This window comes from Acinetobacter lwoffii (assembly GCF_022809915.1).
Taxonomy (GTDB): Bacteria; Pseudomonadota; Gammaproteobacteria; order Pseudomonadales; family Moraxellaceae; genus Acinetobacter; species Acinetobacter lwoffii_M.
Window position 1 is genome coordinate 50,254 of the sequence record NZ_JALGQY010000009.1, and the last position, 24,978, is coordinate 75,231.

At 42.6% G+C, this 24,978-nt stretch carries 29 protein-coding genes; 13 read left to right on the forward strand and 16 right to left on the reverse strand.

The features are described 5' to 3' along the window. Window positions 1–78: 78 nt before the first annotated feature. The 3 genes from trmA (at window position 79) to MTX11_RS06545 (ending at window position 2,577) form a co-directional block, all read left to right on the forward strand. On the forward strand, window positions 79–1,161 hold the full coding sequence (trmA, locus tag MTX11_RS06535) for a tRNA (uridine(54)-C5)-methyltransferase TrmA (RefSeq protein WP_219309525.1): 1,083 nt from the start codon (window positions 79–81) through the stop codon (window positions 1,159–1,161). Window positions 1,162–1,404: 243 nt separating this feature from the next. Next, window positions 1,405–1,629 (forward strand): hypothetical protein, encoded by a 225-nt coding sequence (locus tag MTX11_RS06540; protein ID WP_034436106.1) that lies wholly within the window; start codon window positions 1,405–1,407, stop codon window positions 1,627–1,629. A 387-nt stretch (window positions 1,630–2,016) separates the two neighbouring features. Continuing rightward, the gene (locus MTX11_RS06545) at window positions 2,017–2,577 is read left to right on the forward strand and encodes a lecithin retinol acyltransferase family protein (protein ID WP_026055785.1); all 561 of its coding nucleotides are present in this window, start codon (window positions 2,017–2,019) and stop codon (window positions 2,575–2,577) included. 82 nt (window positions 2,578–2,659) lie between these two features. Here the strand turns inward: MTX11_RS06545 and MTX11_RS06550 are convergent, their stop codons facing one another. Both MTX11_RS06550 and MTX11_RS06555 read right to left on the reverse strand, forming a co-directional pair. Beyond that, window positions 2,660–3,571: a bestrophin family protein gene (locus MTX11_RS06550; protein ID WP_243474686.1), complete on the reverse strand. Its 912-nt coding sequence runs from the start codon at window positions 3,569–3,571 to the stop codon at window positions 2,660–2,662. 69 nt (window positions 3,572–3,640) lie between these two features. Next, window positions 3,641–5,368 (reverse strand): glutamine--tRNA ligase/YqeY domain fusion protein, encoded by a 1,728-nt coding sequence (locus tag MTX11_RS06555; RefSeq protein WP_243474687.1) that lies wholly within the window; start codon window positions 5,366–5,368, stop codon window positions 3,641–3,643. 423 nt (window positions 5,369–5,791) lie between these two features. Between MTX11_RS06555 and MTX11_RS06560 the strand changes: the two genes are divergently transcribed. Together MTX11_RS06560 and MTX11_RS06565 are read left to right on the forward strand one after the other, a co-directional pair. Beyond that, on the forward strand, window positions 5,792–6,301 hold the full coding sequence (locus MTX11_RS06560; RefSeq protein WP_004279844.1) for a peptidylprolyl isomerase: 510 nt from the start codon (window positions 5,792–5,794) through the stop codon (window positions 6,299–6,301). 111 nt (window positions 6,302–6,412) lie between these two features. Beyond that, on the forward strand, window positions 6,413–7,132 hold the full coding sequence (locus MTX11_RS06565; protein WP_243474688.1) for a UDP-2,3-diacylglucosamine diphosphatase: 720 nt from the start codon (window positions 6,413–6,415) through the stop codon (window positions 7,130–7,132). A 29-nt stretch (window positions 7,133–7,161) separates the two neighbouring features. On the opposite strand, the gene MTX11_RS06570 is transcribed toward MTX11_RS06565, so the two are convergent. Continuing rightward, on the reverse strand, window positions 7,162–7,380 hold the full coding sequence (locus MTX11_RS06570) for a hypothetical protein (RefSeq protein ID WP_004279847.1): 219 nt from the start codon (window positions 7,378–7,380) through the stop codon (window positions 7,162–7,164). A gap of 682 nt (window positions 7,381–8,062) precedes the next feature. Beyond that, the gene (hpaI, locus tag MTX11_RS06575; RefSeq protein ID WP_004279848.1) at window positions 8,063–8,857 is read right to left on the reverse strand and encodes a 4-hydroxy-2-oxoheptanedioate aldolase; all 795 of its coding nucleotides are present in this window, start codon (window positions 8,855–8,857) and stop codon (window positions 8,063–8,065) included. A gap of 243 nt (window positions 8,858–9,100) precedes the next feature. Here hpaI and nfsB point away from each other — a divergent pair, with 243 nt between their 5' ends. Together nfsB and MTX11_RS06585 are read left to right on the forward strand one after the other, a co-directional pair. Continuing rightward, a complete protein-coding gene (gene nfsB / locus MTX11_RS06580; RefSeq protein WP_085064663.1) occupies window positions 9,101–9,754 on the forward strand; it encodes an oxygen-insensitive NAD(P)H nitroreductase in 654 nt (217 codons plus the stop codon). Window positions 9,755–9,861: 107 nt separating this feature from the next. Then, window positions 9,862–10,089 carry a hypothetical protein gene (locus MTX11_RS06585; protein ID WP_114540754.1) on the forward strand — a complete coding sequence of 76 codons (228 nt, stop codon included), beginning with the start codon at window positions 9,862–9,864 and terminating at the stop codon, window positions 10,087–10,089. Here MTX11_RS06585 and MTX11_RS06590 read toward each other — a convergent pair. The 4 genes from MTX11_RS06590 to MTX11_RS06605 all read right to left on the reverse strand — a co-directional run bounded on the left by MTX11_RS06590 (window position 10,052) and on the right by MTX11_RS06605 (window position 13,769). Continuing rightward, window positions 10,052–10,906 carry an EamA family transporter gene (locus MTX11_RS06590; protein WP_004729829.1) on the reverse strand — a complete coding sequence of 285 codons (855 nt, stop codon included), beginning with the start codon at window positions 10,904–10,906 and terminating at the stop codon, window positions 10,052–10,054. The two genes, MTX11_RS06585 and MTX11_RS06590, sit on opposite strands and share 38 nt — an antisense overlap. Window positions 10,907–10,991: 85 nt before the next feature. Next, entirely contained in the window at window positions 10,992–12,029 is a 1,038-nt protein-coding gene (fba, locus tag MTX11_RS06595) for a class II fructose-bisphosphate aldolase (protein WP_004279853.1), read from the reverse strand. A 119-nt stretch (window positions 12,030–12,148) separates the two neighbouring features. Continuing rightward, the gene (locus MTX11_RS06600; RefSeq protein WP_004729831.1) at window positions 12,149–12,427 is read right to left on the reverse strand and encodes a hypothetical protein; all 279 of its coding nucleotides are present in this window, start codon (window positions 12,425–12,427) and stop codon (window positions 12,149–12,151) included. A gap of 154 nt (window positions 12,428–12,581) precedes the next feature. Next, entirely contained in the window at window positions 12,582–13,769 is a 1,188-nt protein-coding gene (locus tag MTX11_RS06605; RefSeq protein WP_004279856.1) for a phosphoglycerate kinase, read from the reverse strand. Window positions 13,770–13,908: 139 nt separating this feature from the next. Between MTX11_RS06605 and MTX11_RS06610 the strand changes: the two genes are divergently transcribed. Genes MTX11_RS06610 through MTX11_RS06620 form a run of 3 tightly spaced genes read left to right on the forward strand, consistent with a single transcriptional unit; the run spans window position 13,909 to window position 16,083 of the window. Beyond that, window positions 13,909–14,292: a DUF2237 family protein gene (locus MTX11_RS06610; protein WP_004279857.1), complete on the forward strand. Its 384-nt coding sequence runs from the start codon at window positions 13,909–13,911 to the stop codon at window positions 14,290–14,292. Then, window positions 14,292–14,885: a Maf family protein gene (locus MTX11_RS06615; RefSeq protein ID WP_004729833.1), complete on the forward strand. Its 594-nt coding sequence runs from the start codon at window positions 14,292–14,294 to the stop codon at window positions 14,883–14,885. The genes MTX11_RS06610 and MTX11_RS06615 overlap by 1 nt, the downstream gene beginning before the upstream one ends. 28 nt (window positions 14,886–14,913) lie before the next feature. Further along, complete coding sequence (locus MTX11_RS06620; RefSeq protein ID WP_243474689.1) at window positions 14,914–16,083, forward strand: ribosomal protein uL16 3-hydroxylase; 1,170 nt, start codon at window positions 14,914–14,916, stop codon at window positions 16,081–16,083. Window positions 16,084–16,169: 86 nt separating this feature from the next. Here MTX11_RS06620 and MTX11_RS06625 read toward each other — a convergent pair whose 3' ends face one another. From MTX11_RS06625 to MTX11_RS06645, 5 genes are all read right to left on the reverse strand, one after another. Next, window positions 16,170–18,092 (reverse strand): sensor histidine kinase, encoded by a 1,923-nt coding sequence (locus tag MTX11_RS06625; protein WP_243474690.1) that lies wholly within the window; start codon window positions 18,090–18,092, stop codon window positions 16,170–16,172. Beyond that, the gene (locus MTX11_RS06630; RefSeq protein WP_243474691.1) at window positions 18,092–18,775 is read right to left on the reverse strand and encodes a response regulator; all 684 of its coding nucleotides are present in this window, start codon (window positions 18,773–18,775) and stop codon (window positions 18,092–18,094) included. Before MTX11_RS06630 ends, MTX11_RS06625 begins: the two co-directional genes overlap by 1 nt. Window positions 18,776–19,024: 249 nt before the next feature. After that, complete coding sequence (locus MTX11_RS06635; protein ID WP_243474692.1) at window positions 19,025–19,807, reverse strand: glutathione S-transferase N-terminal domain-containing protein; 783 nt, start codon at window positions 19,805–19,807, stop codon at window positions 19,025–19,027. 117 nt (window positions 19,808–19,924) lie between these two features. Further along, complete coding sequence (gene rraA, locus MTX11_RS06640; protein WP_004279866.1) at window positions 19,925–20,434, reverse strand: ribonuclease E activity regulator RraA; 510 nt, start codon at window positions 20,432–20,434, stop codon at window positions 19,925–19,927. A 12-nt stretch (window positions 20,435–20,446) separates the two neighbouring features. Then, entirely contained in the window at window positions 20,447–21,112 is a 666-nt protein-coding gene (locus tag MTX11_RS06645) for an NAD(P)H-binding protein (RefSeq protein WP_004279867.1), read from the reverse strand. Between the two features lie 214 nt (window positions 21,113–21,326). On the opposite strand from MTX11_RS06645, the gene rpsT reads away from it, so the two are divergent. Further along, window positions 21,327–21,596 (forward strand): 30S ribosomal protein S20, encoded by a 270-nt coding sequence (rpsT, locus tag MTX11_RS06650; protein ID WP_004279868.1) that lies wholly within the window; start codon window positions 21,327–21,329, stop codon window positions 21,594–21,596. 134 nt (window positions 21,597–21,730) lie between these two features. On the opposite strand, the gene MTX11_RS16600 is transcribed toward rpsT, so the two are convergent. The 3 genes from MTX11_RS16600 to MTX11_RS06660 form a co-directional block, all read right to left on the reverse strand. Further along, window positions 21,731–21,856, reverse strand: coding sequence for a hypothetical protein (locus MTX11_RS16600; protein ID WP_004729839.1), 126 nt, complete (start codon window positions 21,854–21,856; stop codon window positions 21,731–21,733). A 240-nt stretch (window positions 21,857–22,096) separates the two neighbouring features. After that, complete coding sequence (locus MTX11_RS06655; RefSeq protein ID WP_004279869.1) at window positions 22,097–22,837, reverse strand: histidine phosphatase family protein; 741 nt, start codon at window positions 22,835–22,837, stop codon at window positions 22,097–22,099. A 62-nt stretch (window positions 22,838–22,899) separates the two neighbouring features. Next, window positions 22,900–23,751, reverse strand: a complete 852-nt coding sequence (locus MTX11_RS06660) for a 3'(2'),5'-bisphosphate nucleotidase CysQ family protein (protein WP_243474693.1) — start codon at window positions 23,749–23,751, stop codon at window positions 22,900–22,902. A 13-nt stretch (window positions 23,752–23,764) separates the two neighbouring features. Between MTX11_RS06660 and MTX11_RS06665 the strand changes: the two genes are divergently transcribed. Both MTX11_RS06665 and MTX11_RS06670 read left to right on the forward strand, forming a co-directional pair. Beyond that, window positions 23,765–24,451, forward strand: coding sequence for an HAD hydrolase-like protein (locus tag MTX11_RS06665; RefSeq protein WP_243474694.1), 687 nt, complete (start codon window positions 23,765–23,767; stop codon window positions 24,449–24,451). Next, complete coding sequence (locus tag MTX11_RS06670; RefSeq protein ID WP_004646726.1) at window positions 24,444–24,884, forward strand: RNA-binding S4 domain-containing protein; 441 nt, start codon at window positions 24,444–24,446, stop codon at window positions 24,882–24,884. The genes MTX11_RS06665 and MTX11_RS06670 overlap by 8 nt, the downstream gene beginning before the upstream one ends. Window positions 24,885–24,978 lie beyond the last annotated feature (94 nt).

Here is a 24,978-nt window from a genome sequence, read left to right on the forward strand (position 1 = left end):
GACTACAATAGGCTTAGGCAGATCGGCAATTTTTTGCTACCATTTGCGCTTTAAAATATTTGCGATTTCTTACTGCATATGACTTCATCTTATCAGCAACAACTTGAAGCCAAAATTGAACGCATCAGCGCTCAGTTTGCCGAATATCAACCACCTGCTTTAGAAGTATTCCAGTCTCCTGAAAAATATTTCCGCATGCGTGCTGAATTCCGGATCTGGCATACTGAAGATGATCTGTTTTATGCCATGTTCGAACGTGACGAAAACAACAATAAAAAAGTCATTCGTATTGATGAATTTCCAATTGCAGACCGCAGCATTAATGACTTGATGCCACAATTACTTGAAGCATTCAAGGCAGATGCCAATCTGGGTCATCGCCTGTTTGAAGTCCATTTTCTGGCAACTTTAAGTGGTCAAGTTCTGGTATCTCTGATTTATCACCGCAAGCTAGATGAAAGCTGGGAACCTGCCGCAAAAGTACTGGCGGAAAAGCTGAATATCAAACTGATTGGCCGTAGCCGTGGTCAGAAATTCGTCCTGACTGATGAATATGTGGTGGAAGAACTGTCTGTTTTTGATCGTCGCTATAAATATAAGCAGATCGAAAGCAGCTTCACCCAGCCCAATGCACAAGTTTGTCAAAAAATGCTGGAATGGGCATGTGATGCAGCAGAGCAATCAGATAAAGATTTGCTGGAACTCTACTGTGGTAATGGCAACTTCACTCTACCGCTTTCGACCAAATTCCGCCGTGTTTTAGCCACTGAATTAGCCAAATCTTCAGTTTATGCAGCTGAGTGGAATATTGAGCAGAACCAGATTGAAAATATTCAGGTTGCGCGTCTGTCTGCAGAAGAATTCACTCAAGCTTATAATGGCGAACGTGTTTTCCGTCGTTTGCAGGAAGCACAAATTGATATTTCGACTTATGATTTCGATACAGTATTTGTCGATCCACCACGTGCCGGTATTGATGATGAAACGCTGAAACTGTTACAGCGTTTCCAGCGTATTATTTACATTTCTTGCAATCCAGATACCTTATATGACAATCTGAAACAGTTGTCTCAAACGCATAAAATCAGCAAGTTCGCCATGTTTGACCAGTTCCCGTATACGCACCATGTTGAGACGGGTGTCTTGTTGGAAAAAGTATAAAGAATTTGTTTCAATTTATTATATTGTTACAAAAATGGAGCTTTTTGAAGCTCCATTTTTTATATTAAAAATCATATATTTAATAATAAATATTGACTTGTACAGCAAGAAATATCGTTAGACCTTCGGGCTTCCATCGGAAATTTTCAAGACTAACTGCTGCTTTTATCACATAGGTCCTATTGCTTTATTTATTTAATTGGCTATATTTCACTCTATGTTAGGTTGTTGTATGAAGGCTCTATGAGTTTTTGGCAAAAGTTGTTTTCTAATGAACAACACAATGAACACAAGAATCAAATTGCTTGTGTTGAAAATGATTGCTCTTGCAAGACGAATGAACAGCTTCTTGAAGCACTTTCTAAAGCCACTGATGAAGAAATCATCATCGGAATTAAAAAGGTTCTGGTATCTCGCGGCTATAGCCGTAAAGAACTGAATGAACTTCAGCACTTGCCATTGCAGTAATCGGCCAAGGTTACAGCCGTATAAAGAAAGCACTTGCGTAGTCAGGTGCTTTTTTTATGCTTGAAAGTTTATAGTTGAAGGGTTTGGTCTTCTCTATTTCAGCATAGTTTATTAACTCCAACTTTAAAACTTCAGAGATCAGGCAGGAAAACTCTAAACAACTCATTGATCCCCTTTGATTTGAAGAAATGTTAAGGCTTGCTTAGGCTATTTAAAACCTTTATCAGAAGAATATGTTCTAAATTCTGCTTTCTTTAAATCCCTTTAAATTTGGCTTAATAACTCTTCAATTCTGATCTGAAACTCAGGCAAGGCATCGATTAATTTAGCAAAACACAGTACACTTCCTATTAAACGAAAATGCTTTTTAAATGGTTTAATTCTGATATGCAACAGACTAAACGGTTTCCCATAGGCGCACACCTTATGGTTAAACATTTCGGTTATACCCATCATGGGATTTACGCCGGACGTGGTCGTGTCATTCATTATTCCGGCTTTGCGCATTTATTCAAGAAACGCCCCATTGAAATCACCTCGATTGAAAAATTCAGTCATGGCAAACCGATTCATATGCAGCATTATGACTCGGCAAAATATAAAGGTCGTAAAGTGGTGCGCCGCATGCGGTCCAGAATGCATGAAAATAACTATCATCTGATTATTAATAATTGCGAACATTTGTGTACCTGGGCCATTACCGGCGTAGAAAGCAGCCCGCAAGTGATTTATATGATGAATCGTCTGACCACGATTGGTTATATCAGCTCGATGATGAGTTTTATGAACAGCATGTTCCTGACCCTGACCACCACCAGTTTCGCATTGGCGCTGTACATCAAGAAGAAGCTCAGAGATAAAGCCAATCTGCGTTTGCAACAATACCGTGAATTGCAAGATCAGGCTAAAACTAAAGTGTCAGACCTGACCAATCTTAAACATCGTTAATTTAAAGCTCAGCCTGCTGATGATTTTTTGTGAGCAAGAAATTTTAAGTTCGTGTTTACATTTTGATGATGTCGATAAGGAATCAGGTTAAATAGCCTTTTCTGGCTTGAATCGCTTCAGGTAGTGCTTTACCTAAAGAGCTTAGGGTTTCCCGCTCGACCAGTCGTACAATTGAATCTAGCGGCAGATCGTTGTCCTGCAAGCCAAAGGGTTCTTCCAGCTCCGCACTGAGCTCGTCCAGCCCGAGTAGCATATAAGCAATCAATCCCACTAAAATTGGTGTCCACAGTCCCAAATTCGCCTGTAAACTGAAAGGTAAGATAAAGCAAAAAGAATAAACCGCACGATGCAACAGCACTGAATAAGAAAATGGCAACGGCGTTGACAAAATCCGGTCACAACCGGCCTGAATATCTCCCAAGGCCACAGTATGCTGATTCAGGTTATTATAAATAATATCGCTGATCTTGCCCTGTTTATATTGCTGTACCAGTTCTTTTTGCATCTGTTCCAGCACCCATTGTGATGGATTGATTTGCATCGGCAATTGCTCGAATGACTTAGGTTCAAAACCGGTAGTGGCTTGATAAGTCTGAATACTGGGCGTTTGCTGTCTCAACCGGTCACGTAATAGATGGGTAAACAACATCATGCGGTACAATAAGACTTCACGGGTTTGATCGTCCAGAACGTGGCTATCACGGCATAAATGACGCGTGGTGGCAATCAGCGCGCCCCAAAGTTTGCGCCCTTCCCACCAGCGATCATAGCAGGCTGTATTTCTAAAACTTAAAAAAATCGAGAGAATGACACCAAAAATGGTAAAGCCAATTGCCGGAACAGCAGGAAGGCTGACGAAATGCGCCTGACTCAAATACACCAGCAAAGCTGAAATAAAAACCACCAAGATTAATGCTGGCAGTACCTTGGGCAGAATCGTTCCCTGCCAGGCAAACAGTAAACCCAAACTATTATTCTTATCACGCACAATCATGCAATTTTCCCTACTGTATTGAAAAAGCCCAACCAGAGTTGGGCTTTTTACATTCTGACTTAAACCAGCTTATTTGCCTGGTTTAAAGCTGTCCTTAAGATCCAGAATACGGTTAAATACCGGTTTTTCGCTGGAATGATCATATTGATCTGCCACGAAATAACCTTCACGCTCAAACTGGAAACGATCCTCCGGCTGAGCTTGCGCTAATGCAGGCTCAATCACGGCCTGAACCACCTTCAATGATTCAGGGTTCAGGTTTGCCAAGAAGTCATCACCCACTTCTGGATCAGACTCCGTAAACAGACGGTCGTAAATACGCACTTCTGCAGGAACGCCTTTTGTCGCAGATACCCAGTGAATCACACCTTTGACCTTACGACCTTCAGGATTTTTACCTAAAGTTTCAGGATCAATCGAACATTTCAGTTCAACCACTTCACCATTTTCATCTTTAATGACTTCGTCACATTTGATGACATAGGCATGACGTAAACGGACTTCACCGCCTGGAATCAGACGTTTAAAGCCTTTTGGTGGCTCTTCTTCAAAGTCTTTACGATCAATAAACAGCTCGGTCGTCAATGGAATAACGCGCTCGCCCATATCGACATTCGGATGACGTGAATGGGTCAGGTCCATATCAGCTGGCAAGTTGGTTAAAGTCACTTTTAATGGATTTAACACGGCCATACCACGAGCGGCGGTATTTTCCAAAGATTGACGAATACAGTATTCCAGCATGGCTACATCGACGATACTGCCATCAACTTTCGATACACCAACACGTTGACAGAAATCACGCAGACCTTCAGGCGTGAAACCACGACGGCGCATACCCACTACAGTTGGCATACGTGGATCATCCCAGCCCTGAACATAGCCACCTTCAACCAGCTTACGCAATTTGCGTTTTGAGGTGATGGTATAGTCCACATTTAAACGGCTAGATTCGTACTGACGTGGCACGGATGGTGATTTAACTTTTGCCACTACCCAATCATAGAACGGACGGTGATCCTGGAATTCCAGGGTACACAGTGAATGGGTAATGCCTTCAATCGCATCAGAAAGTGGATGCGCATAGTCATACATTGGATAAATTTTCCATTTATCGCCAGTCTGATGGTGTTCAGAATGCAGGATACGATACAGAATCGGATCACGCATATGCACGTTCGGTGAAGTCATATCGATCTTGGCACGTAATACAGCCTGACCTTCTGCATATTCACCGCTGCGCATTTTCTCAAAACGCTCCAGGTTTTCTGCAACCGTTGCATCGCGTTGTGGCGAGTTTTTGCCTGGCTCAACGAAATTACCGCGGTTCAAACGGATCTCTTCAGGGCTTTGCAAATCCACATAGGCATCGCCCTGCTCAATCAGCTGAACTGCCCAGGTATAAAGTTGATCGAAATAGCTTGATGCATAACGCGGCTCGCCTTCCCATTGGAAACCCAGCCATTTCACATCATTGGCAATACCATCCACATATTCCTGCTCTTCGGCATCCGGGTTGGTATCGTCAAAACGCAGGTTACACACACCTTTAAATTCTTCAGCAATACCGAAGTTCAAGCAAATTGCTTTCACATGGCCAATATGTAAATAGCCATTCGGCTCAGGCGGAAAACGCGTCACCACCTGTTGAGTACGACCAGCGGCTAAATCATCAGTAATGACCTGACGTACAAAGTCCAAGCCTGGTTGTTGTTCTTGCTGCTGCACTGAATCGACTGCATTGTTCTTCTGGGTCGGGTTCTCGGGCAGAGATGTCACAACATCATTTGGCTTCATGATCAATCATTCACTTCTAAAGTTAAAAAGGGATTAACGAATATTTCATCGTACAAGTTGTACGTATATTCATTATCAAAGTTCCTTAGTTTAACTATAGGTGCTTAATCTCTCAACCGCTAACTACGGTATTTGATTTCAATTCACTCATTTTAAAAATTGAAAATACAGTAAGCTGCCCAAAACTAAAATATCAACGCTTTACGAAATCAGAAAATGATTCAATTCGCGCCTGTCTGGAATATAACGCCCTGTCTGGCAGCATTTGAAATGCCTTGATAAATCAACGTATAAATAAGGTATTATTTTTATGCTTTTAACAAAGAAAATAATGTTTTTACTTGCCTTGTCGATTGTAGTTTGCTTATGCTTCATTCATTCAGAAAAAACCATGGCACTCGTCCATGATCAGGAGATTACACAATGAGTTTTCCTCAAGTCGAATTAAACACCAATAAAGGTCGTATTGTTCTAGAACTCAATGCTGAAAAAGCACCTAAAACCGTAGCTAACTTTTTAGAATACGTACGTGACGGTTTTTATGACGGCGTAATTTTCCACCGTGTTATTGATGGTTTCATGATCCAAGGCGGCGGCATGGATGAAAACTTCAAAGAAAAAGCAACACGTGATGCAATCGAAAACGAAGCAGACAACGGCTTGACCAATGACGAAGGTACGATTGCAATGGCGCGTACTCAAGCACCGCATTCTGCTTCTGCTCAGTTCTTCATTAACGTGAAAAACAACTCATTCCTTAACCACTCTGGTAAAACTGCTCAAGGTTGGGGTTATGCCGTATTTGGTAAAGTCGTTGAAGGTATGGACGTTGTGAACGAAATCAAAAACGTACGTACTGGCAACCGTGGCTACCACGCTGACGTTCCTCTAGAAAACGTAGTAATCGAATCTGCAAAAATCATTTCTGAATAAAAAACGTCCTCTCCGTTCTTTTATGAGTTTTAAAGCAACGCTTTAAAACTGTGTAATGGAAAATCCCTCATATGAATGAGGGATCTAGAGAGGAATAAAAGGAAAAGATTCGTGACCTATCTGTTTATCTCAGATTTACATTTGTCACCTGATCACCCTCGACTTGTTCGGGGGTTTTTAGATTTATTAACTGAATATCAAAATCAAAATACCCAATTGTATATTCTGGGTGACTGGTTCAATGCCTGGATTGGTGATGACTATACCTCTCCATGGCTGGACGAAATTGTCACTGCATTAAAACAGTTTACTCAGGCTGGGAATCAGGTCTATTTTCAAGCCGGCAACCGGGATTTTGTCTTGGGAAGTAAATTTTTAGCTCGATTTGGCGGACAGCTTCTTCCCGAAATCGATCAGCTGATTATTGCCGGAACACGTTTTTGCCTGGAACATGGCGATGCACTATGTACCGATGATATTTCTTATCAGCGTTTTAAAAAAATTATTCGTCATCCCTGGCTACTGGGCTTCTTAAGAAAAACCCCGCTTTCATTTCGAACCAGACTGGCTAACCGCTTTCGTCAACAAAGCCATCAGGCACAACAGTTTAAAAGTTATGAAGTGATGGATGTCAACCCACATGCAGTTGAGCTGGCATTACAGGACGTAGATGTACTGATCCATGGTCATACACATCGCGCAGCTATTCATCAGTTAGCTAAGAAAAAAAGAATTGTACTGGGCGACTGGAAAGAAGACAGTGCTGAGATTCTGGAAATTCAGGAAGATCAAAATTTTGACACCCTGAAACTAAAAAAGTGGCGATATTAATCAGCCACTTTTTTACGATATTGATCTGCTTAACACAGACGATAAAGCTGGTTTACCCCAGTATAGAAACTTTTACCATCGAGATTGAACTGAAATTCCTCACCCGTTGGCAATTGAATCATTTTACCGACTTCAACCCAGATAAAACCGTCCATTGTATTTTGCTTACGCTTTAATGGAACCAGTTTCACGTTAATTTCATTGCCATCAGCGGCAGTGGCAATATGCCATTCATTGATTTTGATCAAAATATTTACTCACACGATATGAGCTTTTTGTGACTATATGGAGAGAGATTAATAACAACCTAGTTTACATAATAGTTCTATGGTTAGTAGATCTTATTTGAGTTCAAATACTTGAACTGAAAAGTACATCACAATCAGCTTAAAATAATAATAGAAGCAAGAACAGTACTTGCTTGAAGTGCAACCAGTGTAAGCTATTTATCTAGCAAAAGCAAAATTACATTGTAATGACAATAGAATGGGATTTTTAAGAACTTTTCTCATGCTTTGTTAATTTTTAGGCTTTTAACTCTTATTATCTAAAATTCATTTTAATGTTATTTCATTTATATTTATAAACAAAACCTGTCTTTAAATACTTGAAAATCAATATTAGAGACATGAAACTCAGTGCGAGGTACAACAAGTTCCACTCTCCTGTCTTTTGATAATTAAGGATTAAAAGAATAGCATTTAAGGCTGCAAACAGTACGTGAATCATAAAAGAGCTTGTTGCGCTCGTCTAGTTCTTTGCTGACGTTTATTCTTTAAGGTGTTCTGCTGTTTTTGTAAAAATTGTTCTACTTCTTGATGGTTCATTATGATTTTCTTATAGTTGAATGAATAGCTCATCCCCCAACAATTTCTGGTTAAAAATAAACCAAATATCCAGTTAAGCTATTCATTCAGAATCTCTTGTTGATTAATAACCGCTAGTCGGATTAATCACATTGATATCCTTTTTATATTTCCCCAATAGATCACGCAAGGAATTCATCAAAACACTGGTATCTACGCCCACTGCTACAAACTCAGTGCCAAGTTCGATATATTTTTGCGTCACTTCATGCTGGGTTGACAGAATTCCTGCAGCTTTGCCTGCAGAACGAATCCGCTGGATTGCATCAATTACAGCTTTTTGTACTTCAGGATGATTCGGATCACCTTGATAACCCATAGTGGCAGATAGATCAACGGCGCCAATAAACACGCCATCAATCCCGTCGATCTGAAGAATAGCATCCAGATTTTCAAGTCCTGTGACCGATTCAATCTGGATTAATAAACAGATTTCTTCATGTGCCGTCTGATAATAATTTGGAATGCTGTTCCAGCGGGTGGCACGTGCCAGTGCAGCACCAACGCCACGAATTCCTTCAGGCGGATAACGGACTGCCCTGACCATGAGTTCGGCCTGTTCCACGGTTTCTACCATCGGAATCAACAGCGTTTGCGCGCCGATATCGAGGAGTTGCTTGATCAGTTGTACGCTGCCAATGGGCGGTCGTACCACTGCTTGCGAGGGATAAGCAGCAATACTTTGCAGTTGCGACAAGGTGGTTCTCAAATCACTGGGCGCATGCTCACCATCAATCAGCAGCCAGTCATAACCTGCATTTGCCGCAATCTCGGTTCCATAGGCATCCGCCAGTCCAATCCATAAGCCGATTTGCTGCTGGGTTTTCAGTTTGTGTTTAAAATAATTGGTGACTTGCATCCGCTAACCTATTTGCATGTTGCCGGCGATGTCTCTTATTAAACGCTTCTCGCTTAAAAGTGCCAATAGACAAAAACTGGGTTTTAATCTGATTTAACTCTAAGTTTTGCTTGAATCCAGCTCAAGATCATCTCAAAACAGGCTTTGCCTGATGCTTTTTTATTGTAATAATCGGAGGATGTGAAAAATGTATATATTTAAAACTTCTACTCGCTGTTTATTTAAAAAGATTGGAGTCCATTGATGGATTTACTCAAGATCACACAGACCCGCTATACCACTAAAGCCTATGATCCTAGCAAGAAAATCCCGGCAGAACAGTTCGAGCGCCTATTAGAAATTTTGCGTCTGGCACCCTCTTCAATCAATATTCAGCCTTGGCATTTTTTTATTGCCGATCATGAGGCAGCCAAACAGCGCATTGCCAAAGCCTTGGTCGGTACTTATGCCTACAATGCACCCAAAGTTCTGGATTCATCCCATACCATTTTATTCTGCACCAAAGCCGATATTAATGAGTTGCATCTGGAAAACTTATTGAACCGCGATGATCTCAGTGGCCGATTTAAAGATGAATCCGCCAAGGAAGGTCAGAAAAACACCCGTGCAGGTTATATTCATTATTATCGTAATGAAAAAGGTGATATTCAGCGTTGGGCTGAAAACCAGACCTTTATTGCACTCGGTCAAATGCTCTTGGCTGCCGGAATTGAAGGTGTCGATGCCACACCAATTGGCGGCTTTGATGAAGAGATAATTAGTGAAGAATTACAACTCGCAGAACAGGGCTTGATCCCCTCTGTATTGCTGACTTTAGGCTATCGTAGTGAAAATGATTTCAATGCCAAACTGCCTAAATCACGTCTTGCCGCTGAAGATATTTTCACCAAACTGTAAGGAATTTATGCTATAAAAGGGGGCAAGCGCCCCTTTCCATATCAATTCGGGCCTATTTTTTGCTTTATTTAATTTACCATCTAATAGAATAACAATAGAGGTCATCTATGTCGCTCCTTACATCCAAATCCCTGAAATTTGAATGTCATCATTGCGATAAAATTTATCTCCAGCACTATAAAGATCAGCAGCATCGTTATCCGCATTGTCCAGACTGCCAACAGTCCGGTTTATTGCTTGGACTGGCCGAAGCAGGTGACCTGCTCCGACATCCGATTGAATTTGCATCCTCTTATGTCAAGCAGACATTGCATAAGCTAGGCAAATCACACTAGTCAAGCCTAGCAGTAATCCTAGAGTACTTGCAGGTTTGAGCCGTTCTTTAAAGAATACCAAACCTGCTATCACACCAAATACCACCACCAGAATATTCATGCCAGCAAAGACGATCGCAGGTGAATCCTTAAGCAGCATATGGGCTTTGACATAGAAAGCAATATTGGCAAAATTCAGGAAACCCAATAACAGACCAGCGCCGATATTCTGCATCGAGCCCAAGCTTTTATATTTGATTAACAGATAGCCCATCGAAATGATCAGGGCACAAACAAACATTAGATTCAGCGCCACCGCGAATTGGAGGCCCAGACTGGTTGTATATTTCAACAATACATCAATCAGTGCATAACCGACCCAGACCAAGCCCAGATACAACATTCCCTGACTGCCCTGTCCTGTACTTTGTCGATGTGAAAACAGGATGCACAGCACTGCTCCAATACCTAAAGCGATCCCAAGTATTTTCAGCTGATTAAACTGTTCCTGAAAAATAAAATAGGCTGCAGCCAGTGACAAAACTACAGAAAGTCGCTGGGCAATTTCGGTTTTTAAAATTCCAGCCGTTTGCAAAGCCTTGGCCAAAAACAGAAATACGCTCGGAAGCAAAATACCCAGAGCCAGAATAAGCAACCAAGGCGTCTGAGACATTGAAATATGCTGAATATCAGGCTTAAACCAGAAAAAACACAAGAGACTGGCTGTCATATAGTTCCAGCTAATCATGTGTATCGGACTCAAGCCCTTATTTTTGGCGACTTTTAATAATATTGAGACCGCAACGCTGCATAGCGCTGCTGCGAAAATCAGTTCCATATGCTGCTCTTATTCTTGATATTTATGAGTCTACAAAAAAGCCCACATTTGCAGTGGGCTTTTTTTATAAATGATTCACTGGGAATTATTTATAGTGTGACACCATTTTCTCTAAAGAAATTGGGCGAATCTTGTCTGCATTACCTGCAGTACCGAAAGCTTCATAACGATCGATACAGATTTGCTTCATTGCATCTACAGTTGCGCTGAAGAATTTACGAGGATCGAATTCGCTTGGTTTTTCTGCCATCATACGACGCATTGCACCGGTAGATGCTAAACGCAAGTCAGTATCGATGTTAATCTTGCGCACGCCGTGTTTGATCGCTTCAACCAGCTGTTCAACCGGAACACCGTAAGTTTCCTTGATGTCGCCGCCATACTGGTTAATCACTGCCAACCATTCTTGTGGCACAGAGCTTGAACCGTGCATGACAAGATGTGTGTTTGGAAGTGCTGCGTGAATTTCTTTAATGCGGTCAATCGCAAGAATATCACCTGTAGGTGGACGCGTGAACTTGTACGCACCGTGTGAAGTACCTACTGCAATTGCAAGCGCATCAACATTGGTATCAGCAACGAAGCTACGCGCTTCTTCAACTGAAGTCAGGAGTTGAGAATGATCCAGTACGCCTTCTGCGCCTACGCCATCTTCTTCACCCGCCATACCTGTTTCAAGGCTACCCAAACAACCGATTTCACCTTCAACAGATACGCCACACGCATGTGCCATTTGAACTGTACGGCGAGTCACATCAACGTTATATTCATATGAAGTTGGTGTTTTACCGTCTTCACCCAGTGAACCGTCCATCATTACTGATGAAAAGCCTAACTGGATTGAACGTTGACAAATGTCAGGGCTCGTACCGTGGTCTTGATGCATTACCACTGGAATATGTGGCCATTCTTCAATTGCAGCCAAAATTAGGTGACGCAAGAACGGAGCGCCTGCATATTTACGCGCACCCGCAGATGCTTGTACGATAACAGGTGAATTGGTTGCATCTGCTGCAAGCATAATTGCACGCATTTGTTCTAAGTTGTTTACGTTAAATGCTGGTACGCCGTAAGCATGTTCGCCGGCGTGATCCAAGAGCTGGCGCAATGAAATAAGAGCCATAATATCCTCCCAGTGAATGCCCCATATTCTACATGTTCAAAGGTTTCAATTCAGCAACAAATAACACTATTTAAAAAAAATCCCTGCATTTGCAGGGATTTTGTGTCACATTAACCGGATTAAGGTGCTACAGGCTCTGAAGTCGCAGCAACTGACTCGTCTGCAGTCGCTTCGTCGGCTGGCGCATTGGCAACTTCAGCTGGAATATCGGTATTTTTTTCATCTAAAATTGGCTGGTCAATGGCATCAATGGCAGCTTGCTGTTCTGGAGTTACAGCCTGATCTGCCACGGCTGCCGAGCTTTCTGCTTCAGCTTCTGGTGCACTTTCCTGTTTTGCACACGCAGTCAATGCCAGAGATGCTGCTAATAATACTGCAATAGTTAACTGTTTCTTCATCACGTATTCTCGTCATTTGGTGATTTAATGACTGCATCTTATGACAGATTTATTGCATTTTAATGACGAAGCCATGAAGGGTAAATTTTCACTGTCAAAAAAATGACATAAAAAAAGCTGGCACTGGGCCAGCTTTTTAGCTTAGGACATACAATTAAGCACGTTCTAGAAGTACTGCAACAGCAGGAAGGGTTTTACCTTCAACGAATTCAAGGAATGCACCGCCACCCGTCGAGATATAACCAATTTTGTCAGCCACTTCATATTTATCAATCGCAGCAAGTGTATCCCCACCGCCCGCAATCGAAAAACCTTCAGATTCAGCAATCGCTAAAGATAAAGTTTTAGTACCTTCACCGAATTGATCTACTTCAAATACGCCGACTGGGCCATTCCAAAGAATGGTTTTAGAGGTTTTCAGGATTTCTGCAAATGCTTTCGCAGTTTCCGGGCCTACATCCAGAATCATGTCGTTATCAGCAACATCTGCAACGTTTTTCACCGTTGCTTTTGCAGCAGCCAATGAACCCAGGAAGTCTTCAAAGTTAATTTCAGAGGCATCTGCAACCACAACGTCAGTAGGAAGTGGAACTGCTACTTTTGCAGCAATGGCTTTTGCCGTATCGATCAGATCCTTTTCACACAATGATTTGCCCACGTTATAACCGGCCGCAGCAAGGAACGTGTTGGCAATACCACCACCGACGATCAATTGATCACAAATGTCAGAAAGTGAGGTTAAAACGTCCAGCTTGGTAGAGACTTTAGAACCTGCAACAATCGCCACCATTGGCTTTTCAGGGGTTTGCAGTGCACGACCAAGCGCATCAAGTTCAGCTGCCAGTAAAGGACCTGCAGCTGCAACTTTAGCCAGACGCGCTACGCCTTCAGTAGATGCTTCTGCACGGTGTGCTGTACCAAAGGCATCCATCACGAATACATCACACAATGCTGCATATTTTGCTGCAAGTTCAGGATTGTTTTTCTTCTCGCCGACGTTAAAACGGCAATTTTCCAGTAGAACCACCTGGCCTGGCTGAACATCAACGCCATCTAAATAGTCAGTAAACAGTTTCACTTCTTGGCCCAAAGCTTCAGTCAAGTAAGCCGCTACAGGAGCAAGTGACTGTTCAGCTTTAGGCTCACCTTCAACCGGACGACCCAGATGAGAATACACCATGACTGCAGCGCCTTTTTCTAGTGCTGCTTTAATCGTTGGCAATGCTGCACGAAGACGCGCATCGCTGGTGATCACACCATTTTTAACAGGAACGTTTAAATCTTCACGGATCAGAACACGTTTACCTGCTAAATCGAGGTCAGTCATACGCTGAAAGTTCATGTAGAGCTCACTTTATAGATATTAAAACCAGGCGATTTTAAATGATTATGCAGAAAAAGGTTAGCATCTTTTGCAGAAAACATTATGAATGCCAAAGTTTTGTTATGATAGAAAAAAGCCTCTTTTAGATTCAGTCCCTATGTCGATACATCCTGATCCAAATCTTAACCGTTTGAACGTGTTAGGTGAGCCTTTGTCCAGCTGTTGCTTCGATCCGATTACCGGTTATTTCCGCAATGGCTTTTGCCATACTGCGACCACCGATCTGGGCCAGCACACGGTATGCGCACAAATGACTTCAGAATTTCTGAATTTTTCTCAAAAAGTCGGTAATGACCTGATTACGCCTTTGCCCGAACTGGACTTCCCGGGCCTGCAACCGGGCGATTTCTGGTGTATCTGCGTAACGCGCTGGGTAGAAGCCTATGAAGCAGGTCAGGCGCCACCGATCAAGCTGCAAGCCTGCCACAAAGCTGTTCTGGCTTATGTACCGTTAAATATTCTTGAGGAATATGCTGTCTAATGAATTCTGCACAGATTATCTTGGCATCATCCAGTCAAACCCGCAAAGCGCTGATGGATCGTCTGCATATTGATTACATTTCCATGGTACCGGATATCGATGAATCTCCTCGTGGGGAAAATCACGCAGATGATCTGGCACAACGACTGGCTTTCGAGAAAGCCAGATATATTGCCGAACAGAATCCTGAAGCGATTGTGATCGGCTCGGATCAGGTGGCATGGCGTGAAGGTGCACCGGATATTTTTATTGGCAAACCGTTAACGACTGAAAAAGCTATTCGCCAGCTGCAAGCCAATTCGGATAAGATTGTCTATTTCAGTACGGCGCTCAGTGTGCAGCAACAATCGACGGGTTTCGAGCAAACGCTGATCGAACACTATAAAGTCAAGTTTCGTAAACTTTCTCAGGCCGAAATCGAGCGCTATGTCGAAATTGAACAGCCGTTACATTGTGCAGGCAGTTTCAAATGTGAAAGCCTCGGTATTAGCTTGTTTGAAGAAATGATCGGACAAGATCAGACCACGCTGATGGGCATGCCGATGATCAAGCTCTGTCATATTCTTCGTGAATTAAAAATTTTGGTTCCTTAATCTCCCATTTAAATTCAGGCTGTAATCTATGTCTCAACCTTTAGACGTATTAGGCGGTATTACCGCTGAACAATTCCTTAGCGAATACTGGCAAAAGAAACCTTTACTGGTGCGTAATGCGATGCCTGAAATCGCCAGTTTGCTTGAACCCAATGATGTGATGGAACTTGCGCTTGAAGAACATGTCACTGCCCGCCTCATCAAGCAGAAAGATCGTGATCCGAATCAATGGAACGTGAAATCTTCGCCTTTACTCAAAGCAGATTTCCAGAAAATGCCAAAACTCTGGACACTTTTGGTTCAGGCTGTAGATCACTATTCATTTGACCTGTCGGCGCTTTGGAAAAAATTCCCGTTTATTCCACAATGGCGTCGCGATGACATTATGGTGTCTTATGCTCCACAAGGCGGTTCAGTCGGCAAACATTTCGACTTCTATGATGTATTTCTGGTACAAGGCCATGGCCACCGTCGCTGGCAGCTTGGGCAAATGTGTGATGCCGAAACGGCATTCGTTCCAGGTCAACCACTTAAATTATTACCTGAAATAGAAGTGAACTTTGATGAAGTGCTGGCACCTGGCGACTTGCTCTATGTGCCGCCTGGTCTGGCTCATTACGGCGTGGCTGAAGATGACTGCCTGACTTATTCATTCGGTTTCCGCATGCCAAATATCAGTGACATGATGGATCGTGTCGGGGATAAATTCTCTGAAAATGAAACGCTGCGTAACCCATTGCTGGATATCATCCGTGATCAAGTCGGTGCTATCGGTGAAGTGAGCAGCAATGAGCTGGAATATCTGAAAGAACACATCATGCAGCAACTGCATAATTCCAATGTTCTCGAAGATGCCATCATGAGCTTGATGTCCGAACCTAAATATCCTGAAAACCTGCCTGAAGCAGAAGAAATCGGTACAGGTGATCTGGAAGAAGCACTCGATCAGGGCTATAGCCTGATGCTCGAACCTGCGTCACGCCTGCTTTATACTGAAACGGACGGCGACGTTCTGTTCTGGGCAAATGGTGAGGGTGTGTGCATCTCTGAGACATTTACCGCAAAACTCAAACAGCTTGCAGATGGTGAAGCCATATTGCTCGATGAAAATTTCGCTGATGAAGATATTCTGGAAGATGTTGCGGCCTTATTAAATGAAGCAGTATTGATGCTGGTTCCACCGCCAGAAGACGAGTAATCTTTCCACGGTTCTATTTAGGCAATAATTTTTAAGAGGATCACATGATCCTCTTTTTTATTTTTAGAGTCTAGAATTCTAACTAATTAAGGCTGATACAGCTCTAATACAACACGAATCAGCGTATCTCCTTGTTCAGATTCAATCTGGAACAATCCTCCCATGCGCTCAACCCGCATTTTCATGCTGCGCATTCCAATACTCAGACCATTTTTTTGCACCATGTCAGCATCGAAACCGATGCCATTATCCTGAATGCTTAAAGTAAGCTGATGTGGCTGGGAATATTCCAGACTGACTTTTACCTGACTGGCCTGACTATGCTTAATGATATTGGTCAGACTTTCTTCGACTACTCGGATCAAGGTCAAACACTGTAATGCCGTCGGTTCACGCTGCCAGACTTTTGGAAATGACCATTCAACTACAATCTCCATTTCTTCCATCAACTGGGTAAAACGATAGCGTACCGGTGCGATCCAGAGTACCGGCGTTTGTGGGACTTTATTTTCAATAGATGAACCACTGTCAATGATTTGTCTGAGATCATCTCTGAGCAGTTTCAGCATGGAAAGAAACTGCTGTTTAGAAACTGTTTCGCTACTTTGATCTACCAGAATCATGGAACGGACAATAGACCCTCCCAACCCGTCATGCAGTTCATGTGACAGATTAATCCGCTCTTGCAGACGAACATTCGTCAGCTCCAATTGATGTTTATCGCTCAGGCTTTTATTCAGGTCAGCACTGACCTGCTGGACTTTACGTTCTAACTGGGTATTAAATTTTTCGATTTTCCTGACATTACGATTCAGGCGTGTACCCATAATCAGCACGACAAACAAGGTAATAATTGGTGAGGTATAGGGAGATAAAGGTGAAAACTCATTGACCTTGGTTTGGTTCAACATGATCAGGTCAATGATTACACACAGCAGAATCCCCCAGAGACACAAGGTCAGGAAGAGATATTCTCCATTTCGGGTTCTGATGGCCTGATAGCTGATATACACAGTACAACTAACAAAGAACAATACATAGAAGATAAACACTCCACCTAGCACATGCTCCAGATAATTCAAGGGACTGATCATCACCAGTAGGCTGGACAGAACGCTGACCAGAATAAATCCTCGCTCCAACTGCTTAAATTTCTGTTTTACAAAGCGGATCAGATACAGACAGAAACAATGGATATAAGCAATAAAAAAAAGCATATTGGCTTTAGCTGCCGAAATCGTGGAGCGAAATGGAAAATTTTCTGTAGTCAAGACATTGGAAATAAACAGAATCCACAACAGTGAACTGAGTGCCAGCCAGCCAAAAGTGGTTTCTGAACGCCGGAATAACCAGATAATGAAACAGATCAGCCCAATCGTGGCAGAGAAAATCATATTGATCTGGAATACGGTACGGCGATCCCAGATTTTTTCCAAATACTGCTGGCTATTCACCAACACATTATTAAACTGAATATTGCCCAGGCCCGCGCTTTGGAAACTGTAGCCATTTACATAAATCAGGATTTCATTACTGTCTTTACGCAAACCGCTAATCGGGAAAACCCAGTAACGCGGCATATTCCAGCTTTTCGACAAGGGCTCTTGCAAGTTCCGGTCAGACCAAAGCAAGTCACCATTCAGGAACACGGCACCTGCCGAATTAATATAATCAATAGAAAAGGCAACCGGTTCTGCAAGACGAATATTGTCCTGACATGACCAACGCCAGACAATCTTGTACCAGGCACCCCCATGATAATTCTTCCAGTTATTCTGCCAGTTATCCGGCAAACGTACGCTTTGCCAGCCCGATGTCGGCATCTCGGTAGGACCCTGAGCCTGAACCTTCTGAATATATTCGATCTTCACCTGACAAAGATCATTAATCTGAAAATGGTTTTGTGCCTGACTGATACTACAGAACAAGCAAAGCCAGCTGCACAGGACAAAAACACCGATCCATTTCAATCGCTGCCGTTTGCTGCTTCTGGAACAGGCAGATGACATTACAGAATTCCCAGATGCCGTGCGGTACTGACCGCCTTGGTACGTTTACTGACCGAGAGTTTGCGGTAAATATGCTTGATATGACTTTCGACGGTATAGCGTGATACACAGAGCTGCTCGGCAATTTCACGATTACTCAGACCTTGCGCAACCAAGGACAGGATTTCCTGCTCCCGCTGTGTGAGCGTTTCCTGATCCGCAGCTGGCCTGTTCTGTTCTACTGTTCCTGAAATGGTGGGAATAGAAATCTGTTTTAAAATTTCACGGGCAACAAAGGGATCAATCGGTGCACCGCCACGCAAAATACTGCGAATAGCCAAGGCGACTTCAACATTATCCCGTTCTTTCAGCACATAACCGGTCGCACCGGCCTGAATTGCCCTAAACAGGCTATCTTGGGTACTCCAGGCAGACACCACCAGAATCAACGCTTGTGCGTCCTGTTCGCGGATTTTTTCAATAATTGAAATCCCACTTCCATCTGGCAACCCCAAATCTACTAAGGCCAGTGCAATCGGCTGTTGCTGAACTATGGAATATGCTTCTTTAACCGTGTTGGCAAATAGCAGAACGTCTTCGTTATAACCTAGATTGGTTAATATAATTTTTAAACGGCGCTGAATGACATATTCATCTTCAACGATTAATACAGGTACTGGCAAGACTGCCTCTGGTGCTGTCATAAGCACGCCCCTTATATTTATTGTTATGCCCCATTGAAGATTAAAATATAAACAAAAAAGCTCTAAAAATCATGATTTTTTTCATTTATTTATAAGATTTGGTTTTATGCGCATTAGAGACACATAATATCTCTCACACTAAACACAAATATAATATCTCTCACACTAAACACAAATAAAAAAATGCCATCCGTTAATAAGATGACAGTTCTAGATAGAAAATCTTTGAAGTTACGCAAGTTTCCTACTTTAAGCAGTGAAGTATTGCTGTTTTAAATATTTCACAATCTCAGCCGATTCAAACATGCTCACCCCTGTATTTGGATCGACCAGATAAGGCAGCTGAATCGTATTTCCCATCATTTTAAACAACTGTTCACGTTTACCACCCGCAAGCGGTTCATATTTCCCCGGTTTTAAACGTAACTTGGCTGGTCCATAATCCTGCCAACGTTCTTTGGCCACATTATGAAAAACAAAGGGAATTTCAAGCTCTGACAGAACACCACGTACCACCCGGACAAAAGGACTAGCTTCAAAACCCCATAATTCCAATAGCTGTTCCGGTGCCGGACGATCAAGCACCTGTTTATTGACCCAGACTCCGCGAGCGCCATTAATAATTGTTCCGGCAAAAGCAGCGACTGGAATTTTCGGATAAGTTGCATATTTCTTTGGCGTTTTGCCACTTTTGCCATAATGCTTGAATAGATGATGGATAATATCCTGCGACTCATACATCTGATCGCCTGTATTTTCATCTACTAAAAATGGAAAGCGGGTCTTGCCGCCCAACTGTTTTACGGCCGGACGATATTTCGTACCACCCTTAGGGCACGGATAGACTTCATAATCCAGATTGAGTAAGGTCAGCACTTCACGCACTCGACGACAAAAAGGTGAACCTTCAAATTCATAGAGCTTGATTGATTTTTCAGGCTGATTCGGAAATGGCGTTCCGACCATGCCACGTCCCCCTTGGGCGACTGAAGAGGCTAAGGCTTGTGCGACTTTAATTTGATGACTCAACATAGTATTTTCCTATTTTTGTTTTATATGAATGAAAGACAGAATCTAGGCATCCTGTCTTTCAGGGTACAGATGAGTTTTGTTGTTATTCTTGCATGCAGAAATGCAGATTTCAGCCGATTAAGCCACTAATGCTGTTTTAGACACCACAATACCATTATTGTCTGCATAAACATACTCGCCTGCATTAAACGTGACACCACCAAAACAGAGAGAGATATCAACTTCACCCACACCCTTGCGGTTGCTCTTTTGCGGAATAGCCGCCAATGCATGCACACCAAGATCAAGTTCAGCAATCGCATCGACATCACGGACGCAACCGTAAATAATCACGCCATTCCAGTGATTTTTTACCGCTGATTCTGCAATCAGGTCACCCATCAAGGCACAGCGCATCGATGCACCACCATCTACGACCAGGACCTTGCCTGTTCCATCTGTGGCCAACAACTCTTTCACCCGCGAGTTATCTTCAAAACATTTTACTGTCACAATCTGACCGCCAAAGGTTTTGCGCGCCCCATAACTCTTGAAAAATTTACCGTCCAGGCAAGGTGTCACTACCTGAAGCTCTAGTTCTGGATGATCATCTAACAAGTCACAGGTGACAAATGCTGCTGTAGACACGGTGTTTTCCCCTCATTTCATTTTTTGTATGCGTAAATTATCATAAATTTCAAATTTTACCGTCTGAGTTAGCGCGGCCTCGACCATAGTATGAGCCACCTGCTCGGCTGTCACTGGCTTATACGCAAAACTATCCGGAATAAAACGCGATACTTTGTGGTAAACCTGCTGCGCGATATCTTCCAAAAAACGCTGCTCTGGACGTTCACCAATGAGCAATGAAGGTCGAATCAGGCTGATTCTGTCCAGAGTCAATGTTTGTACATATTCTTCCAGCTCACCTTTGACCCGATTATAGTAAAAATGAGATTGTGGATCGGCACCCATTGCACTCAGCAACAGGTAATGCGCTGAAGTTTGTTGTAACAGCTCTGCAAAGTGAGCATTTATGGTATAGTCAATACTATAAAATGCCTGTTTGGATCCGGCCTTTTTCATGGTGCTGCCCAGGCAGCTAAAACCATGGCTATGCTTGCTGACATCCTGATCATTCAACATCAGGAAATCTTCCAGTACCAGTTGTTGAACTTTATCCAAAGCATCCAGATCATTTTGATGTTTTCTGACCACTGCAGTAATCTGCTGGCAAGTCGGCTCATCTTGCAAACGTTTTATCAGTTGTTTTCCCACCAAGCCGGTGGCACCTATCACGATGGGATGAGTCAGTGATTTAGTCATTTTTTATACGATCTCCTAGGTGGAATACTAATCTAACGTTTTCTTTAGAATTTTTCTGCATCTAAAATGTTGTCAAAGCATGTCAAGACTTGACTTCGGTGCTTAGTTTAATCAAAATATGGCACTTGTTTACGGGCTGGTGATAATTCCTCTGATGTTGGTTTTCAGTTGAGTTTCAGCCCGCCCAGACCAATCTATTTCAAGGAGTGCACGAGTGGCAAACTCTGCTCAAGCTAAAAAACGTGCTCGTCAAAACGTTAAAGCACGCAAACACAACGCAAGCTTGCGTTCTATGGTTCGTACCTATCTTAAACGTACATTAGCTGCTATCAGCACTAATGACTATGCTGTTGCTACTGAAGCGTACAAATCGCTTGTTCCAGTAATCGACCGTATGGCTGACAAAGGCATCATCCATAAAAACAAAGCAGCTCGTCATAAGAGCCGCTTGAACGCGCAAGTTAAAGCACTAGCTTCTAACTAATCGCAAATGAAAAAAGCCCTTTTTAGGGCTTTTTTTGTGCCTGAAATTTAAAGAAATCAGAAAAACAATCCGTTTAGATGCCCCTCATCTAGCCGATACGATGAGATAAAAAACTGATTCGCCCCCTTTTTAGATTATTGATCTTTATCCATAGAAGATGGCGAAGTGGTTTTATCCTGTTTCGTATTGTCAGTGTCCCGCTTTTGACATGCGGTTAAACCCAGAATCGCGATCAGGCTAAAAATTGTGATAATTTTCATAGTTTTTCCTCAAGATGAATATTTCTATATTTATTAAGCATAGATAATTTTTATACTTACATTATTGAATTTTCACCCTATAAATGTAAAAGAAGCAGTTTAGAATTTATTTTTATCGTTTTAGCCTGACTTTTATTGAATGATCAATATGAAAGGCCACATCCTTTTTATAATTTTTAACTCCCCAATAAAAAAACTCAATTGCTTCGAACAATTGAGTTTTGAATAGATCAACTTGATTTAAGAAAGTTGGGAACGTTTAAAATCGGCAATATCCAGTTCGTGTACCTGTCCGCGCCAGATCCATTTCAGTTTGGATTCCAGGAATACATCACCTTCAAACCAGACAAACAGACCTTCCATCATTTTTGGCCAGTCTTCCCGACTGACATCCTGACGCCCTGACATCACTGCAATCATCGCTGCCAAAATGGTGTCGTGACTAACGGCCAAACTTAGCCCATATTTATTTTGTGGATGGGTGTTGTAAATCAGTTCTAGTACATCCACTACGCCATGAATCGGCTGTTTCATCCCCGGCAAGGCATTATTGACAAAACTGTTAATAAAACCGAGCGCACCTTGCTTGGCAAAATAAGGCCCTGCTTTTTGAATATCCAGCACAAAGCTGCCAGGCTCCACTAGAAGTCCCTGTTCAATAATTTCAATACGATGGGTATTCTGCTCAGGGGTAACCGCATCTGCCCCCTCAATCATCAATGCAGCGGTATCAATACAACGCTGAATCGGACTTGAAATACAGTGATGAATCACACGATCGGTTTGATCAGCCAGATAAGCACCCCATTCCTGCGCCAGATCCCGCCCCTGATTGGTCAGTTGCAGATCATAGCCTGCCAAACCCTGCCCCGGAACCTCCTCACGAATCGAATGCCGTGTGAATAAGGTGACAGGCGTTTGTACATCGGGCAATAAATCAATTGCACTCAACATACTCGGTGGAAGCAGTTTCAGGGACACGTTACAGCCAACTCTGGATTGGTAATAGGTTAAGCACCACTATAACACGCTCAGAATTTTGCTCAATGCTCGGCCTGCATGTCAGAAACCGCCTGCAATGCAATAATTTTCATATCATTATTCTTATAAGCAATGAATCCGCCATTCAGCAAAGTATCCCGATGATTATAAATAAATGGACGGCCTTCTAAATCGACCAGACCACCACCAATCCGTTCGAGCATACATTGACCAGCGCTGGTATCCCATTCCGAGGTCGGATGAAAACGTGGATAGATATCCACCTGATCTTCCAGCATCATGCAAAATTTATAAGCGCTGCCCGCTTTAAATTCGGTATAGTCCGTGAGCTTGGCCAGACTTTGCAAATACTCCAGATATTTCGGTTTCTGCTGGCTACTTTGGCTCAATCCCACAGCAATTGTTTTAGTGGTTTCAAGCATTTCATAAGCAAACCATGTCATCTTTTGGATATCATATTTATAAGGCAAGCCCTGCTCAGCACAGAAATAAATCAGTTGCTGCTCCGGAACCGCCAATATGGCAAAAGTGGTCAAACTGCCTCTGACCAGACTCAAATTAATAGTGAATTCGGGGCGCTGGTGCAAAAACTCTTTAGTGCCATCTAACGGATCCAGTAACCAGAATTCTGACCATGAGCGGCGTTCATGTTCCTGTCCTTCTTCAGACAATAAAGGCAAACTTGAAATCTCTGCCAAAGCTTGGGTCAGATAAGTATCGACCCGAAAATCTGCCTGAGTCACCGGAGAATTATCATTTTTTTTGATGACATCAAAAGCTGCACCAGAACAATAACGCTGATATTCTTCTCGCAAAATTTCACAGGCTTGTGTCAAAATGGGCACAAACTGCAAAATCATTGGATCTTGTGGTGCTGCTGTTGCTTTAAACATAGAAAACCTAAATATGTCAAAATGCTCTGAAAAACCTACCATAATTTTCGATATGGATGGTACTTTACTTGATCTTGCCTACGATGATTTCATCTGGAACGAGTTATTGCCTGTGCGTTATGCTGCCACACATGGCTGTAGCCTGGAACAAAGCCAGGCGACACTCTATGCATTCTATCAGGAACATAATCATACCTTAAACTGGTACTCTTCACGCTTCTGGACGGCTAAAGTCGAAGTCGATGTTCTGGCGATGCAAATTGAACATAAAGATAAAGTCGCTTTACGCACTCATTGTCTCAAATTGCTCGATTATCTTAAAAATAATGGCTATCCAATCTGGCTGGCCACCAATGCTGACTGCGCAGGTCTAGCCTTTAAACTGGATCACTTAAATTTAAGAGATTATTTCGATGTGATTGTCAGTTCAGAAACGATTGGGCATGCCAAAGAATTTATCGAATTCTGGCAAGGCCTGAATGCGTTGCATCCATTTGACCCTGCACATGCTTATTTTATTGATGATACCGAAAAAGTTCTGAATGGTGCCCAAGCCTATGGCATTCAGAACCTGTTCAGCATCCAGCAACCCTCTTCAGCCAAAGTAGCACGCCAGACTTGTAATTACCCGATGCTGCACCAATTAACAGATTTAATCACTCATTTAAATCAGGCTGAGGTAGAAAAAAAATATGCGTAAATCGTCTTTACCCGAAGATGCGGTAGGCATGCGTATAGACAAATGGCTGTGGGCAGCACGGTTTTTTAAAACCCGCTCGATTGCCAAACATGCGATTGAAGGTGGCAAAGTCCATCACAATGGTGAACGTGTCAAGGTATCGCGCGAAGTCCGTGTTGGTATGGAACTGACGATTCAGCAAGGCATCGACAAAAAAACCGTGCTGGTTAAGGAACTTTCTGATGTTCGTGGACCTGCACCCGTGGCACAAAAACTGTATGAAGAAACCGAAGTCAGTATTGCACGCCGGGAATTGATTACATCACAAAGAAAGTTGCATAATCTAGCTCGTCCCGATCATCGTCCAAGCAAGAAGGATCGTCGTGATATCAGTAGATTTAAAAATGAAAATAGTCAGAATTTCGATCAGTCATGGTCCTATAATGACGATTAAATTTAAGCGTCAGAATATGTCGTACATGCGCTGACTTTTATAGAACACTAGGGAAAATTCTGTCACTATACACCTGTGGAACAAAGCTCTAATT